The following is a 15,719-nucleotide window of genomic DNA, read 5'->3' as shown; positions in this document are numbered from 1 at the left end:
CAGGGGCTTTTTTTGAACCTAACATGGAGGTATTTGTTATTATTTGAGTATTTTTACACTCTTAATTGAACAGACACAATGAAGAATATTTTTAAAGACTTGAAACGGAGAGACCACAAACGCTATCTGGGCGGTCTGGACGTTTTTAAATATATAGGTCCCGGACTGCTGGTGACTGTGGGCTTTATTGACCCGGGGAACTGGGCATCTAATTTTGCGGCAGGGTCTGAATTTGGCTATTCATTGCTGTGGGTCGTGACTTTATCCACTATCATGTTGATTGTATTGCAGCATAATGTGGCGCATCTGGGAATTGTAACCGGCTTGTGCTTGTCCGAAGCCGCTACCAAATATACTCCTTCCTGGGTGTCGCGTCCCATATTGGGTACAGCAGTGCTGGCTTCCATCTCGACTTCGCTGGCAGAGATATTGGGAGGTGCCATCGCTTTGCAGATGCTGTTTGACATTCCCATCATATGGGGCTCTGTCTTGACTACCGTATTTGTAGTCGTCATGCTTTTCACTAATTCCTACAAGAAGATAGAACGTTCCATCATTGCTTTTGTTTCGGTCATCGGGCTCTCCTTTATCTATGAGCTGTTTCTGGTGAAGATAGATTGGCCGCTGGCCGCACAAGGGTGGGTGACACCTTCGTTCCCGCATGGGAGTATGCTGATTATCATGAGTGTGCTCGGTGCGGTGGTGATGCCGCATAATCTGTTTCTGCACTCGGAAGTGATACAGAGCCATGAATATAATAAGAAAGATGATGCGTCCATCCGCAAGGTGTTGAAATATGAATTGTTCGACACGCTGTTCTCTATGATTGTGGGATGGGCCATCAACAGTGCCATGATACTGCTGGCTGCGGCAACTTTCTTTAAAAGCGGTATTCAGGTGGAAGAGTTGCAGCAGGCCAAATCCTTGCTGGAGCCGTTGCTGGGGAACAGTGCTGCCGTGGTTTTTGCATTGGCATTACTGATGGCGGGTATATCTTCCACGATAACCAGCGGTATGGCGGCAGGTTCTATCTTTGCCGGTATTTTCGGAGAATCCTATCATATCAAAGACAGTCACTCGCAGGTGGGGGTGATTCTGTCGCTGGGTATTGCACTGCTGCTGATTTTCTTTATCGGAGACCCGTTCAAAGGACTGCTGATTTCACAGATGATACTGAGCATCCAGCTGCCGTTTACGGTTTTCCTGCAAGTGGGACTGACTTCTTCACGCAAAGTGATGGGGCAGTATGTAAACAGCAAATGGAGTACATTTGTACTTTATGCCATTGCTGCGGTGGTCACTGTGCTGAATATCATGCTGCTGGTATCCGAGTTGACATCTTGAATAATTCATTTCTAAGAAATCAAATAAGTATGAAGATTATTACATATAACGTAAATGGGCTACGGGCTGCCGTGACAAAAGGTTTTCCCGAGTGGCTGGCACAAGAGCAGCCGGATGTGCTTTGTTTGCAGGAAACAAAGCTGCAACCGGAACAGTATCCGGCAGAGGCGCTGGATGCTTTGGGGTATAAGCATTACCTATATTCTGCACAGAAGAAGGGGTATAGCGGAGTCGCTATTCTGAGCAAGCAAGAACCGGACCATGTGGAATATGGTATGGGTATTGAAGAATACGATAACGAAGGGCGCTTTATCCGTGCCGACTTCGGCGATGTGTCCGTTGTGAGTGTTTATCATCCTTCCGGTACCAGCGGTGATGAACGCCAGGCCTTTAAGATGGTCTGGTTGGAGAAATTCCAGGAATATGTATTGGAGCTGGAACGTACGCGTCCTAAACTCATTCTTTGCGGCGATTATAATATCTGCCATGAGGCAATAGACATTCACGACCCTATCAGGAATGCCACCAACAGTGGCTTCCTGCCTGAAGAGCGGGAGTGGATGACGCGCTTTCTCAATGCGGGATTCATAGATTCCTTCCGTTGGCTTCATCCCGACAAGCAGGAATATACGTGGTGGAGCTATCGCTTTAATTCACGTGCCAAGAACAAAGGGTGGCGCATTGATTATTGCATGGTGAGTGAACCGGTGCGTCCGATGTTGAAGGAGGCGAGAATATTGGGTGACGTTGTTCATTCGGACCATTGTCCGATGTTGTTGGAAATTACAGAATAATGATGATGGAAACAAAAGACAGAATCGAAAAAGCTGTGGAGCTTTTCAAGAGTGGCTATAACTGTTCGCAATCGGTAGTGGGAGCTTTTGCAGATATGTATGGTTTTACAGAAGAGCAGGCTTTCCGGATGTCCGCCTCTTTTGGTGGTGGCATAGGTCGTATGAGGCAGACATGCGGTGCTGCATGCGGCATGTTCCTATTGGCCGGATTGGAAAAAGGAGCTGTGGAAGGCAAGGACCGTGAAGGTAAGGCGGCAAACTATGCGTTGGTGCAGGAGCTGGCTGCTGAGTTCAAGAAACGAAACGGCTCTTTGATATGTGCTGAATTGTTGGGGTTGAGAAAACCGGAAGGTTCGTCCGTTCCGGAAGCCCGTACCGAGCAGTATTATGCTAAACGCCCGTGTGCCAGGATGGTAGAGGTAGCTGCCCAAATTTGGACCGAATACCTGGAAAAAATGTCCTCAAAGTAAGAAAAAAGAACTTTTTTACCCCTTAGTAAGAAAAAAAGTGCCTAATAACGTGTTGTATAACATAAATATACCTATCTTTGCAGCGATATAAAAACACCGACATCTCTATCTTTGGAGATGAGGATAACGTTTAACTAAAAGCAAATAGAAATGTTAAAAGAAAAAGCTGGTAATGTTGCAGGACAGATTTGGACTGCACTGAATGGCACAGATGGCTTGACTCACAAGCAAATCAAGAAAGCAACTAAACTGATCGACAAGGACTTCTTCCTGGGATTGGGCTGGTTGTTAAGAGAAGACAAGGTCTCTACTTCTGAAGTGGAAGGCGAATTGTTTGTAAAGCTGAACTAAGCGAGGAATTGATTGGAATGTTATAAAAAGATGCGTTGGTACATGAATATGTTATCAACGCATTTTTTTTATTTGCTCTGTTTTCACTATCTTTGCGCACCCAATTAATAGATAGTTATTGACAATGAAGAATATACGAAATTTTTGCATTATTGCCCATATCGACCACGGTAAATCAACTTTGGCAGACCGTCTGCTGGAATTTACCAATACTATACAAGTAACTAACGGACAGATGCTGGATGACATGGACCTTGAGAAGGAAAGAGGTATCACCATCAAGAGCCATGCCATACAAATGGAGTATACCTATAAAGGTGAAAAGTATATTCTGAACTTGATAGACACTCCGGGACACGTGGACTTCTCGTACGAGGTGTCACGTTCCATTGCCGCTTGTGAAGGAGCCTTGCTTATTGTAGATGCTTCGCAAGGAGTGCAGGCGCAGACCATTTCAAACCTCTATATGGCGATTGAGCATGATTTGGAGATTATTCCCGTCATCAACAAATGTGACATGGCAAGCGCCATGCCCGAGGAAGTGGAGGACGAAATCGTCGAACTGTTGGGCTGCAAGCGTGATGAAATTATCCGTGCTTCTGGCAAAACAGGCATGGGAGTGGAAGAGATTCTGGCTGCGGTCATTGAGCGTATCCCTCACCCGGAGGGTGACGAGGAAGCTCCGTTGCAGGCGTTGATTTTCGATTCTGTCTTCAATTCTTTCCGTGGTATCATTGCATATTTCAAGATAGTGAACGGTGTGATTCGTAAAGGGGATAAAGTGAAATTCTTCAATACAGGCAAGGAATATGATGCGGATGAAATCGGAGTGCTCAAAATGGAAATGATGCCACGTCCGGAGTTGCGTACGGGGGATGTGGGCTATATCATCTCGGGTATCAAAACCTCTAAGGAAGTGAAAGTAGGTGATACGATTACGCATATTGCCCGTCCTTGCGAAGAGGCCATCGCCGGTTTTGAGGAGGTAAAGCCGATGGTTTTTGCTGGTGTGTACCCCATCGAGGCAGAAGATTTTGAGGACTTGCGTTCTTCTTTGGAGAAGTTGCAGTTGAATGATGCTTCGCTGACTTTCCAGCCTGAGTCTTCATTGGCTTTGGGCTTTGGTTTCCGTTGCGGTTTCCTTGGGCTGCTCCATATGGAGATTGTGCAGGAACGCCTTGACCGTGAATTTGACATGAACGTTATCACCACCGTGCCCAACGTTTCCTACAATATCTATGACAAGCAGGGAAATATGACTGAAGTGCATAACCCCGGCAGCATGCCCGACCCTACCATGATAGACCGTATTGAGGAGCCTTATATCCGCGCCTCGGTGATTACCACTACTGATTACATCGGCCCTATCATGACTCTTTGTCTGGGCAAGCGTGGCGAGCTGGTGAAGCAGGAATATATTTCAGGTAACCGCGTAGAAATATACTATGACATGCCTCTTGGCGAAATAGTTATCGATTTCTATGATAAATTGAAGAGTATCTCTAAGGGATATGCCTCTTTTGACTATCATCCCAACGGTTTTCGTCCTTCCAAACTGGTGAAGCTGGATATTTTGCTGAACGGTGAGCCGGTGGATGCTCTTTCTACCTTGACACACTTTGACAATGCCTACGAATTGGGACGCCGGATGTGCGAGAAGTTGAAAGACCTGATTCCGAGACAGCAGTTCGATATCGCCATTCAGGCTGCTATCGGTGCCAAGATTATTTCCCGGGAAACGATTAAGGCTGTGCGTAAGGACGTAACGGCCAAATGTTATGGAGGTGACGTGAGCCGTAAACGAAAATTGCTTGAGAAACAGAAGAGAGGTAAGAAGCGTATGAAACAGATTGGTAATGTGGAGGTACCTCAGAAAGCGTTCCTGGCAGTCTTGAAGCTGGATTGATGTCGAAAGGATGAAATCTTAAATCAAATATACTTCTTTATGATTATTTTACGTACTGTGAAAAACTTCTCGTCGCTGAATATAGCGGCGAGCATCTTGCTGTTTTTGATGGCTATTTTGGCGGCCGTTATTGCTAATTCGCCGATGGCTCCGCTGTATCAGGGCTTTCTTTTGCAGGAACTGCATCTGCGTATCGGAGACTTCAACTTGTTCTCCCATGGCGGTCATCCGTTGAAAATGATTGAGTTTATAAACGACTGCCTGATGACTGTTTTCTTTCTGGCTGTGGGGTTGGAGATAAAGCGGGAACTGCTGGTGGGTGAACTTTCTTCCTTTCGTAAAGCCTCTTTACCTTTTGTAGCGGCGTGTGGCGGTATGCTGGTGCCGGTCATTGTCTATTCACTTCTGGTCGTTCAGGGCACTCCGGAAACGCGCGGCATGGCTATACCGATGGCTACGGATATTGCTTTTTCATTGGGGGTACTCAGTCTGCTGGGTAAGCGGGTGCCTCTGAGTCTGAAAATTTTTCTGACGGCATTTGCAGTAGTTGATGATATTGGCGGTATTCTGGTTATTGCCATTTTCTATAGTTCCGAAGTGGCATACGGATATCTTATTGTAGCTGCTGTCCTTTATTTCTTCCTTTACTATATGGGGAAATTCGGTATGACACAGAAGATATTCTTCCTGCTTATCGGGGTAATTATTTGGTATTTGTTCCTTCAGTCGGGCATTCACAGCACTATTTCCGGAGTGATACTGGCCTTTGTAATACCGGCCCGTCCCCGTTTGGATGCCGGGAAATACATTAAACGCATCCGCGACATTATCGGTGATTTTCCGGTTACCAAATCAGATAATATTATATTGACCAATGAGCAGATTGCCACTCTAAAACAAGTGGAGCGCGCTTCTGATCATGTAATTAGTCCTTTGCAATCCCTGGAAGACAATTTGCATGGTGCGGTAAACTTTGTGATACTGCCGCTCTTTGCCTTTGCCAATGCCGGTGTGGTGTTCAGTGGAGGCGGTGGCGTTGTTGGAGCTGTTAGTATAGCGGTGGCTGCAGGATTGCTTCTTGGCAAGTTTATCGGTATTTTTCTGTTTACCTGGCTGGCGGTCAAGAGTGGTTTGTCCTCAATGCCTCCGGGAATGAATTGGAGAAGTGTTGCCGGAGTATCCTTGTTGGGGGGGATTGGTTTTACGGTATCTTTATTTATAGCCAACCTTTCTTTTGCAGGAGAATATCCGGATCTGCTGAACCAGGCGAAGTTTGGTGTATTGCTGGGAACGATTGTTGCCGGTATGTTGGGATATATGGTACTGAATGCGGTGTTGCCGAAGGTCAAGGACAAATAGACCTCCACTTTGGAATACTGGACGAAGAATCGGTTCTTTAGGGATATTCGGTAAATCCTCTGAAAGATAAGTTGGGATGTGTCAATGATTTAAGAAAACGTATTCTTTGTTACAGAAACAGAAGAAATAGTCCATTATTCTTAAAAAACATTCGTATCTTTGCTGGTACAAGTCGAAAAGGACCTTCCGGATATGAAGCACATAAAGGCAGTTGCCGGATACATATTGATTCTTTCTCTCTGCCTCGTGTGTGCACACCCTGCCCATGCGGAGACACGGCGTATTGCGCTGATACACTCTTTCGAGCCGGGCTATCCGCCTGCTGCGAAGGCTCTGGAACTGTTGCAAAAAGAGTTCAGCCTTCTCGGCTTGGACTGCGATGTACGCGAATACTATCTGGACTGCGACCGCTACATGGAGGAGGCAGAAAACCTCCGTATGGCCGGTTTCGTGGACGACCTCTCTGCCTGGGGAGCCGAGTTGATAGCCGTGCTCGACGACCAGGCTGCCTATGCGCTGATGGCATGCAGACACCCGTTGGCGCATGAAATACCCGTTGTGTTCAGCGGTGTGAACTATCCCAACATATCTCTGCTCCTGCAATACCCCAACATCACGGGCTATGCCGACACGCCCGATTACTTGCGTACCATACGCATGATAGAGAGTATCATGGGAAAGTCGCGCATCTGCCTGATGAACGGACAAGTGTTTCTGGACCGCAAGATATGGCATGCGTTGAATGAGCAGTGTCGTGGGCAGGGGTTCGCCATCGTGACCTCTACCGAGGGTGCTTACTTTGCCGGTTCCTCCTATCACCGTGTGCGCGAGAGGGAGACTATCAGCCCTATACTGAAACGGCAGAACATAGACGTGTTGCTGGACACCACGAAGATTGTGCGCATGACGAGCGACTCCATAGCGATACGCCATCTGATGTGGCTGGGACGCGGCGACAATACGTTGCTGCTCTACACCAAGCGAGACTATACCACCAAGCGTGTGGGCATGCTCTTCGACAATCCCACGTTTCAGACCATCAACGAGGGCTTCGGCTTTGCCGACTACTTGCTGGGAGGATATTTCACTCCACTGGAAAGCCAGATAAGATACATGGCGACCGGTATCAAGGAACGCCTCGAAGGGCGGATGCCCCGGCAGCAGGTGACGGAATGCGCCAAGCAGTACGTGCTGAACTGGCATGTGCTGCAGAAGTATGGCATCCCGCTCGAGAGCATTCCGGCAGAGTACACTGTGATGTATATCCCTTTTTCGGAGCGCTACCGCTATCCTATACTTATCGGTTCCATCTTGGGCGCAGTCTTCGTGCTGACGGTGATAGTCTTGCTCTCCTTCAGCCTGCTGCGCGAACGCAGACGCAAGCGTGAGGCACTGCGAAACCTCCTCTACGAGCATGAGACCCTCTGCCTGGCCATCGAAGGAAATTCTACCTACGCCTGGCGACTGGAGGGAGATTCCGTGTCCTGCGACTCGCAGTTCTGCGAGCTTATTCACCACCGCTCCGGTCGTCTTCTGCTCAATGAAATCACTCCCTACATCCATCCCGGCGACTTACCCGTTTTCCGCAAGAACATAGCGTCAAGGCACGAACGTACGCACCACAAGGGACAGTACCGCTGTAACTTCACCGGCGAGTTCCAGTGGTGGGAGTTCAGCTACAATACCATCCACACCCCCGGACACGCACCCATCATAGCCGGACTGCTGCAGAACATCCAGGAACTGAAAGACCACGAGCAGGAGCTGATAGAATCCCGCGAGCTTGCGGAGCAAGCCGAACTGAAACAGTCGTTCCTCAATAACATGAGTCACGAAATACGCACTCCGCTCAATGCCATTGTCGGCTTCTCGGACATGCTGGCTAACGAGCCGGAGTTCTCCGACGAAGAGCGGCAGGAGTTTGTGGACATTATCAACACCAATACCAAACTGCTGCTGAAACTGGTGGGCGATGTGCTGGAACTGTCGCGCATCGAGTCGGGTAACCTCTCGTTCATCTTTCAGCGGGAGAGTGTGCGCCAGCTGCTCGATGACGTCTATCAGACGCATAGCCTGCTTATCCAGCCGCCGTTGCAGTTCCTCAAGGATTTCCCTCCCGAAGATGTGCAGGTGAATGTAGATCCCATGCGACTGACACAGGTACTCACCAACTTCCTGAACAATGCCAACAAGTTTACGAAAGAAGGCAGCATCCAGCTGGGGTATTGTTGTCCGTCCGGCATGAGCGAGGTACATCTTTATGTGGAAGATACCGGCATAGGCATTCCGCACAGCGAGCAGAAGATGATTTTTGAGCGTTTCTACAAGCGTAGCGAGTTTTCCCAAGGCGTCGGGCTAGGCTTGTCCATCTGTGTGCTCATCGTCGAAAAGATGGGAGGACGCATCGAACTCCGCTCCGAGGAAGGTCGTGGAAGCCGTTTCACGGTGGTGCTGCCTTGTATTGAATAAATCCTTAAAAAAATGTAATCATATTGTAATGTTCTTATATATAATTTTGCGTATCTTTGCCAGTGTTTTAAGAAATATAACGTTTTAGGAACTAATTTAAAAGACATTATGTTAAAGAGAGTAAGAATTGCACTGACAGCGTTACTGCTACTGGCTGCCGTAGGTGTAAATGCGCAGGTCACCACCGCCTCTATGGCAGGTAAGGTGACGGATGCAAGTAATGAGCCCATTATCGGCGCCACTGTACAGGCTGTTCATCAGCCTTCCGGTTCGCGCTACGGAACCGTGACCAACGTCGATGGACGCTATTCTATCCAGGGTATGCGCACTGGTGGTCCCTACCGGGTGGAGATTTCCTATATCGGCTATCAGACGGTTATTTATAAGGACATCACCCTTCAGCTGGGTGAGGTATACAACCTGAACGTAGAGATGAGTGAATCTTCCGAGTTGCTGAACGAAGTGATTGTGACGGCTGCCAAGACCAAGTTCACTGCTGAAAAGACGGGTGCCACTACCAACATCTCTTCTGCACAGATAACGCAGCTTCCCACCGTGAACCGCAGCATCAGTGACATTGCCCGCCTTTCTCCCTATGCCAACGGCATGAGTTTTGCCGGCGGTGACGGACGTTCCACGAACTTCACTATCGACGGTGCCAACTTCAACAATAACTTCGGACTTAGTTCCAACCTCCCCGGCGGCGGCAACCCCATCTCCATGGATGCCATCGAAGAGGTGCAGGTAGTGGTGGCTCCCTTCGACGTGCGCCAGACGAACTTCATAGGCGGCGGCATCAACGCCATTACCAAGAGTGGTACGAACACGTTCAGAGGTACTGCCTATACCTATTACCGCAACCAGGACATGCGCGGTAACCGCATCAACGGCGAGGACCTGGGAGCACGTTCCGACGAGTCCAAGACTACCTACGGCTTCACGCTGGGCGGTCCTATCATCAAGAACAAACTGTTCTTCTTCGTAAACTACGAAAAGGAGAAGACTCCGGGAGAGGTTATAAAGTATCGCGCGCGTGAGGACGGTGAAGAGGCAAAAGGTATGGTGTCCCGTACGCTGAAGTCGGATATGGAGAAGGTGTACAACCATCTGAAGGACAAGTACGGCTACGACGCAGGCTCTTACACAAGTTTTCCTGCTGACGAGGAGAACACCAAGATTCTGGCCCGCATCGACTGGAACATCACGGACCGCCATCGCTTGAGCCTCCGCTACAACAATACGAAGAATACGGCTTGGAATGCCCCGAACGGTAACTCTTCCGATACGGGATATCGCTTGAACAATACTTATCGCGTAGGTACGCAGTCTATGGCGTTTGCCAACAGCATGTATTCCATGGACAACAAGGTGCAGTCTTGGGCGACAGATTTGAACAGCCGCTTCACCGATAAGATTTCCAATCAGTTGCTGTTCACCTACACCAATATAGAGGACATGCGCGGCACCAATTCTTCTCCTTTCCCCTTCATCGACATCATGGCAGGCAAGGACGAGAATGGAAACCAGATTCTGGAACCGTACATGAGCGCCGGTTACGAGTTGTTCACCTACAACAACGGTGTGAAGAACAAGATTACGAACATTACCGATAACTTCACCTTCTTCACCGGTAACCACAAGCTGACGGCAGGTCTTAGCTATGAGCACCAGTTTGCCAACAACGCCTATATGCGTAACGGTACGGGATATTACCGCTATAACAGTCTGGAAGATTTCCTGAGTGGCGCAGCTCCCGAATCATTCGCTTTGACTTATGGCTTCAACGGTGTGGCCAACCCCAATGCTCAGGTTACCTTCAACCAGCTTGGTTTCTATGCCCAGGATGAATGGAACCTCGGCAACAGTCTGAAACTGACCTACGGTATCCGTTTCGACAACTTGATGTTCGACAACGACGACCTCCAGAGAAACGATGCCATCTATGAGCTTGACTTCGACGGGCAGCACATCGACACTGGCAAGTGGCCGGATTCCAGATGGCAGATTTCTCCCCGTATAGGTTTCGTTTGGGACGTGTTCAAGGACAAGTCGCTGAAAGTACGTGGAGGTACGGGTGTGTTTACCGGACGTCTGCCGTTGGTTTTCTTCACCAATATGCCGACCAATGCTTCTATGGTACAGAACTCCGTTACCTTTAAGACCCAATATGACAATGGAAAGGTGGTGGGCCATGATTCCCGTCTGGACCAGTTGGCAGGCGGCATGATTACGGACATGAACCAGATAATCGACAAGTTCAACCTCCCCACCACGATTGAGAAACACGTGGCGGGAAGCAAGATTTCCGGTGTGGCTCAGGACTTCAAGATGCCGCAGGTGTGGAAGTCGTCTATCGCGGTGGACTATCAGGTACCCGTATCTTTCCCCTTGACCGTGACGGGAGAGTTCATGTTCACGAAGAATGTGAATGCCGTTACCATCAACAACATCAATATCAAGAACCCCGACGAATGGAAGTACAATAAGCTGACCACCGTCAAGGGCGCTGATGGAAAAGACGTGACAACTACGGAACTGTTGCATACGGGTATGCAACGTTTCAATGGTGCGGATAACCGCATGGTGTACTCTTATTCTCTTTATGACAACCCCGACAAGAATGTGAAATATGCAGGCGACTTCGTGCATTACAATGGCAAGAATGCCGTGGTACTCGACAATACATCCAAAGGCTACGGCTATACGGCAAACATCACGGTGAATGCCCAGCCGGTGGATGACTTGATGCTGATGCTGGCCTATACGCACACGGAGTCCAAAGAAGTTTCCGGTCTTCCGGGCAGCGACCCTATCTCCACTTGGCAGGGATTGAACACGATTGATGGTTCCAATTATGTGGATGCACAACGGTCACAGTATGTGGTTCCCGATAAGGTGATTGCTTCTGTGGGCTACTACATCCCCTTCAGACACAAAGGCCTGCTTCGCGGCACACACCTGAATCTGTTCTATTCCGGCTATTCTTCCGGCGGTTACAGCTTCTGCTACACCAACGACATGAACGGCGATGGTATCAACAACGACTTGATGTACATTCCGAAGGACGATAGTGAAATCAACTTCAAGACAGAGGAAGACCGCGTTGCCTTCTGGAAATTCGTAGAGCAGGATTCGTACTTGAAGAATCACAAAGGACAGTATGCCGAGGCTTATGCTGCCCGCGCTCCGTGGGTGCACCGCTTTGACTTCCGTCTGCTGGAGGATTTCGAATTCAAGATTGGCAAGACCAAGCATTGCTTCCAGTTGAGTTTTGACATCATGAACGTGGGTAACCTCATCAACTCCAAATGGGGTATCTCCAAGACCAATACCGTTTCCAACAGCAACCGAATCCTGAAGTATGAAGGGGTGAAGAGCGCCACTGACCTGACTCCGGTATTCTCCATGTATAAGGTGAACGGTGAATATCCTACCAAGACTTACGACACCTATCAGAACTACAGCGAATGCTGGAAGTTGCAAGTCGGTATCCGTTACGTGTTCAACTAATCGGGTGCAGATAACCTCCGTTGAATGGCAGAATATGATAAGGCAAGGGCTGTTCCGGGATTTCCGGGACAGCCCTTATTATTTTTGGCTTTCTTTACTTTATTGTATTTCAACCTCCATAATCACTGGATTGTGGTCGCTGCACAAATCCAGGTCCGGAGAGTAGTATTCGATACCCTTCAAGCTAGGGGAGTGGAAGATGTAATCAATACGCAACATGCGTTTGGCATAGCGGTAGGTGTACATGTATCCGTTTCCGGCAGTGCGGAATCCGTCTTTGAGGGTTTTCCTCAAATGATGGTAGGTGTAGGAGGAAGGTATTGAGTTGAAGTCGCCGCATAGCAGCACGGGATAGGGGCTGGTCTTAGCGTAGTGGCTGATGACGTAAGTCTGCGTGGCCCGCTTCATGAAGTTTTCGTGCAGGGTGCCTGCGGCATCTTTGGCTGCCTGGACTTCGCGGCGGGTGTCGTCGGTGGCCAGCTCGCGTTCCCACTTCCTGCGCTTCTGGCTAACGCTGGTGGTCTGCAGGTGGTTGTTTATCAGACGTATGGTATCCGTACCCATCACTACATCGCACATCATGCTACAGTTGGAGCTGTGCTGGTAAGTGATGAAACGGTGGTTCGCCAATGGATAGCGGCTGAATACGGCGATAGGCAGTACGCCCTTGACGGAGTCTTCAGAAGGGATGAGCGCGTGTGACCAATGCGAGAGTACGCGCCGTATGCTGTCTGTGGGGAAATCGCTGTTGTCTCCGAACTCCTGGAAGCACAGCACATCCACGCCTTCCTGCTGCATGTACCGGGCTATCTCCTTGCAGGAATAACCGGTAATCTCACCTCCGAAGTTGTGTATGTTGTAGGTGGCTATCTTCAGATACTTGCCTGCCGGGGTTTTGTCTTTCGGCAGGTGGAGCTGGAAGACAGACGTCAGATATCCCCAGTTGCAGAAGAATGCCACCAGCGGAACCAGTGCCCAGCGCTTACGGGCCAATGCCCAGCAGAGTGCCGTTATCAGATTGACAATCAGGAGTACGGGCACTGCCAGCCCCAGTAATGGCATGATGACGGAATCGACCGGAGCTACATTTCCTGAGAAGGCTGCCATTATGGTGATGGTGGCCAAGACGAATGTCGCTGCTATCAGACAGATGTAGAACAGACCTTTTACGGCGGACTTTCCCATGTTGTTTGCTTATTTATTCACTACGTTCACCGGCTTGCCGTCTTGGTAGGCCTTGATGTTCTCGAGCATAATCTGCATGAGGCGTTCGCGCGCGGCGGTGCTTGCCCAGGCAATGTGCGGAGTGATGTAGCAGTTGCGGGCGGAGAGCAACGGATTGTCGGCACGGGGAGGTTCTTGCGAGAGTACGTCTACGCCGGCGGCATAGATGGTACCGTTGTTAAGTGCGTCGGCAAGGTCTTGTTCGTTGATGAGCGGGCCGCGTCCGGTATTGATGAGAATGGCGGTGGGCTTCATCAACCGAAGCCGTTCTGCATTCACCATCTCGCGGGTGGAGTCGGTGAGGGGACAGTGCAGACTGATGATGTCACATTCGCGGAACAACTCGTCCAGCTCCATCTTGCGGATTTCGGGAGGAAGCTGGAAGTTGGTCTTGGAGGTGTAGGCACATACCTTCATACCGAAGCCGATGGCGATGCGGGCGGTGGTGAAGCCGGTGTGGCCCAGGCCTACGATTCCAAGCTTCTTTTCGCGCAGTTCGATGAGAGGCGTGTCCCAGAAGCAGAAGTCCTTGCTTGCTGTCCAGCGGCCCCGGTGCACCTCTTCAGAGTGGTGTTGCACTTGCTGGGTGATGTTCAGAATATGGGCAAAGACCATCTGGGCAACGGAGTCGGTGCTGTAGGCGGGAATATTGGTGACAATGATGCCGCGTTCTTTGGCAGCGGCGGTGTCTACGATGTTGTATCCGGTAGCCAGCACACCGATGTATTTCAGTTCGGGCAGTGCCGCCATGTGCTCGGCGGTGAGCACGGTTTTGTTGGTCAGCAGGATTTCTGCACCAGCGGCGCGTTCCAATACTTCCGCAGGGGCGGTGCGGTCGTAGATGGTGCACTCGCCCAAGGCTTGCAATTCGTCCCAGCAAAGGTCACCGGGGTTGGCGGCATAGCCGTCTAATACTACTATATTCATGGAGTTATGAGTTATAAGTTATTTGTTGTGGGGATTTTCTGTATCCGACTTTTAATCTCTAACTTTTAATTTTTAATTTTAATTGATAGTTTACCATTTCTTTTCCTCTCCCCAGAGTTGCTGCATCCGTTCCTTGTGCTTCTGCTCGGCAGGGTTGAGTTGTGGCTCCCAGATACGGCGGTCTTTCAATTCGTCGGGCAGGAATTGCTGCTTGACGAAGTTGCCGGGGTAGTCGTGGGCGTACTTGTACTTCTCGCCGTAGCCCAACTGCTTCATCAGCTTGGTGGGCGCATTGCGCAGGTGCAGGGGGACGGGGAGGTTGCCCGTTTCGCGTACCAGTTCCAGGGCATTGTTGATGGCCATATAGGCTGAATTACTCTTGGGGCTGGTGGCAAGGTATATGGTGGCTTCTGCCAGGGGGATACGTCCTTCGGGCCATCCCACTTTCATCAACGTGTCGAAGCAGGCGTTGGCAAGCAGCAGCGCGTTGGGGTTGGCCAGTCCGATGTCTTCGGAAGCGGAGATGACGAGGCGGCGAGCTATGAAGGCAGGGTCTTCACCGCCTTCTACCATGCGTGCCAGCCAGTAAATGGCGCCATCCGGGTCGCTGCCGCGAATGGATTTGATGAAGGCGGAGATGATGTCGTAGTGCATCTCGCCATCCTTATCGTAAGCAAGAGGGTTCTGTTGAAGGCGTTCGGTCACCATGTCATCCGTGATGAGGACAGGGTCGGTGGCTTCGGAATCTATCACCAGTTCGAGGATGTTGAGCAGCTTGCGGGCGTCTCCTCCGCTGAAGCGGAGCATGGCAGTGGTTTCTTTCAGTTCTATTTTCCGTTCCTTCAGCACGGTGTCCGTGGTGATGGCGCGTTGCAGCAGTTCCAGCAGGTCGTCCTTCTCCAGTGACTTCAGGGTATAGAGCTGGCAGCGGGATAGTAGCGGGCGGATGACCTCGAACGAAGGGTTCTCCGTGGTGGCGCCTATCAGCGTCACGGTGCCTTGCTCCACGGCTCCCAACAGCGAGTCTTGCTGCGACTTGCTGAAACGGTGTATCTCGTCGATGAAGAGGATGGGACTGGCTTGCGAGAAGAAGCGGTTGCTCTTGGCACGCTCTATCACGTCGCGTACATCCTTCACACCGCTGGTCACGGCACTAAGTGTATAGAAAGGGGTTTCCAGCTTGTTGGCGATAATCTGTGCCAGGGTTGTCTTTCCCACTCCCGGAGGGCCCCATAAGATAAACGAAGAGATACGTCCTGCATCAATCATCTTACGCAGCACTGCACCCGGTCCCACTAAATGTTTCTGACCGATATATTCATCTAATGTTCTTGGTCTAAGCCGTTCTGCTAATGGTTGCATAGT

At 49.9% G+C, this 15,719-nt stretch carries 11 protein-coding genes; 8 read left to right on the top strand and 3 right to left on the bottom strand.

Going from position 1 to position 15,719, the window contains the following annotated elements; translation table 11 throughout:
* Positions 1–78: 78 nt before the first annotated feature.
* The 8 genes from DXD65_RS01220 (at position 79) to DXD65_RS01185 (ending at position 12,203) form a co-directional block, all read left to right on the top strand.
* The gene (locus DXD65_RS01220; protein WP_057259189.1) at positions 79–1,344 is read left to right on the top strand and encodes an Nramp family divalent metal transporter; all 1,266 of its coding nucleotides are present in this window, start codon (positions 79–81) and stop codon (positions 1,342–1,344) included.
* 29 nt (positions 1,345–1,373) lie between these two features.
* Positions 1,374–2,138: an exodeoxyribonuclease III gene (locus tag DXD65_RS01215; protein ID WP_005828268.1), complete on the top strand. Its 765-nt coding sequence runs from the start codon at positions 1,374–1,376 to the stop codon at positions 2,136–2,138.
* On the top strand, positions 2,138–2,608 hold the full coding sequence (locus DXD65_RS01210; protein ID WP_034528735.1) for a C-GCAxxG-C-C family protein: 471 nt from the start codon (positions 2,138–2,140) through the stop codon (positions 2,606–2,608). The genes DXD65_RS01215 and DXD65_RS01210 overlap by 1 nt, the downstream gene beginning before the upstream one ends.
* Before the next feature lie 150 nt (positions 2,609–2,758).
* The gene (locus tag DXD65_RS01205) at positions 2,759–2,959 is read left to right on the top strand and encodes a winged helix-turn-helix domain-containing protein (protein WP_005828272.1); all 201 of its coding nucleotides are present in this window, start codon (positions 2,759–2,761) and stop codon (positions 2,957–2,959) included.
* A gap of 124 nt (positions 2,960–3,083) precedes the next feature.
* The gene (gene lepA / locus DXD65_RS01200) at positions 3,084–4,865 is read left to right on the top strand and encodes a translation elongation factor 4 (protein WP_005828274.1); all 1,782 of its coding nucleotides are present in this window, start codon (positions 3,084–3,086) and stop codon (positions 4,863–4,865) included.
* Positions 4,866–4,904: 39 nt separating this feature from the next.
* Positions 4,905–6,224 carry a Na+/H+ antiporter NhaA gene (gene nhaA / locus DXD65_RS01195; RefSeq protein ID WP_008663230.1) on the top strand — a complete coding sequence of 440 codons (1,320 nt, stop codon included), beginning with the start codon at positions 4,905–4,907 and terminating at the stop codon, positions 6,222–6,224.
* A gap of 192 nt (positions 6,225–6,416) precedes the next feature.
* Complete coding sequence (locus DXD65_RS01190) at positions 6,417–8,693, top strand: sensor histidine kinase (RefSeq protein ID WP_117887328.1); 2,277 nt, start codon at positions 6,417–6,419, stop codon at positions 8,691–8,693.
* Between the two features lie 108 nt (positions 8,694–8,801).
* A complete protein-coding gene (locus DXD65_RS01185; protein WP_005828280.1) occupies positions 8,802–12,203 on the top strand; it encodes a TonB-dependent receptor in 3,402 nt (1,133 codons plus the stop codon).
* A 99-nt stretch (positions 12,204–12,302) separates the two neighbouring features.
* On the opposite strand, the gene DXD65_RS01180 is transcribed toward DXD65_RS01185, so the two are convergent.
* From DXD65_RS01180 to DXD65_RS01170, 3 genes are all read right to left on the bottom strand, one after another.
* The gene (locus DXD65_RS01180; RefSeq protein ID WP_005828281.1) at positions 12,303–13,388 is read right to left on the bottom strand and encodes an endonuclease/exonuclease/phosphatase family protein; all 1,086 of its coding nucleotides are present in this window, start codon (positions 13,386–13,388) and stop codon (positions 12,303–12,305) included.
* Between the two features lie 9 nt (positions 13,389–13,397).
* Positions 13,398–14,354, bottom strand: a complete 957-nt coding sequence (locus DXD65_RS01175) for a D-2-hydroxyacid dehydrogenase (protein WP_035448286.1) — start codon at positions 14,352–14,354, stop codon at positions 13,398–13,400.
* Positions 14,355–14,444: 90 nt separating this feature from the next.
* Complete coding sequence (locus DXD65_RS01170) at positions 14,445–15,716, bottom strand: replication-associated recombination protein A (protein ID WP_005828284.1); 1,272 nt, start codon at positions 15,714–15,716, stop codon at positions 14,445–14,447.
* Between the last annotated feature and the right edge of the window lie 3 nt (positions 15,717–15,719).

The sequence above is a fragment of the Bacteroides sp. 4_1_36 genome (genome assembly GCF_003466325.1).
GTDB lineage: Bacteria > Bacteroidota > Bacteroidia > Bacteroidales > Bacteroidaceae > Bacteroides > Bacteroides uniformis.
This window is presented reverse-complemented; position numbering and strand designations above follow the sequence as displayed.

Coding starts and splice junctions, on each gene's coding strand:
- DXD65_RS01220 (WP_057259189.1), top strand. CDS start 79: ATGAAGAATATTTTTAAAGACTTGAAACGGAGAGACCACAAACGCTAT.
- DXD65_RS01215 (WP_005828268.1), top strand. CDS start 1,374: ATGAAGATTATTACATATAACGTAAATGGGCTACGGGCTGCCGTGACA.
- DXD65_RS01210 (WP_034528735.1), top strand. CDS start 2,138: ATGATGATGGAAACAAAAGACAGAATCGAAAAAGCTGTGGAGCTTTTC.
- DXD65_RS01205 (WP_005828272.1), top strand. CDS start 2,759: ATGTTAAAAGAAAAAGCTGGTAATGTTGCAGGACAGATTTGGACTGCA.
- lepA (WP_005828274.1), top strand. CDS start 3,084: ATGAAGAATATACGAAATTTTTGCATTATTGCCCATATCGACCACGGT.
- nhaA (WP_008663230.1), top strand. CDS start 4,905: ATGATTATTTTACGTACTGTGAAAAACTTCTCGTCGCTGAATATAGCG.
- DXD65_RS01190 (WP_117887328.1), top strand. CDS start 6,417: ATGAAGCACATAAAGGCAGTTGCCGGATACATATTGATTCTTTCTCTC.
- DXD65_RS01185 (WP_005828280.1), top strand. CDS start 8,802: ATGTTAAAGAGAGTAAGAATTGCACTGACAGCGTTACTGCTACTGGCT.
- DXD65_RS01180 (WP_005828281.1), bottom strand. CDS start 13,388: ATGGGAAAGTCCGCCGTAAAAGGTCTGTTCTACATCTGTCTGATAGCA.
- DXD65_RS01175 (WP_035448286.1), bottom strand. CDS start 14,354: ATGAATATAGTAGTATTAGACGGCTATGCCGCCAACCCCGGTGACCTT.
- DXD65_RS01170 (WP_005828284.1), bottom strand. CDS start 15,716: ATGCAACCATTAGCAGAACGGCTTAGACCAAGAACATTAGATGAATAT.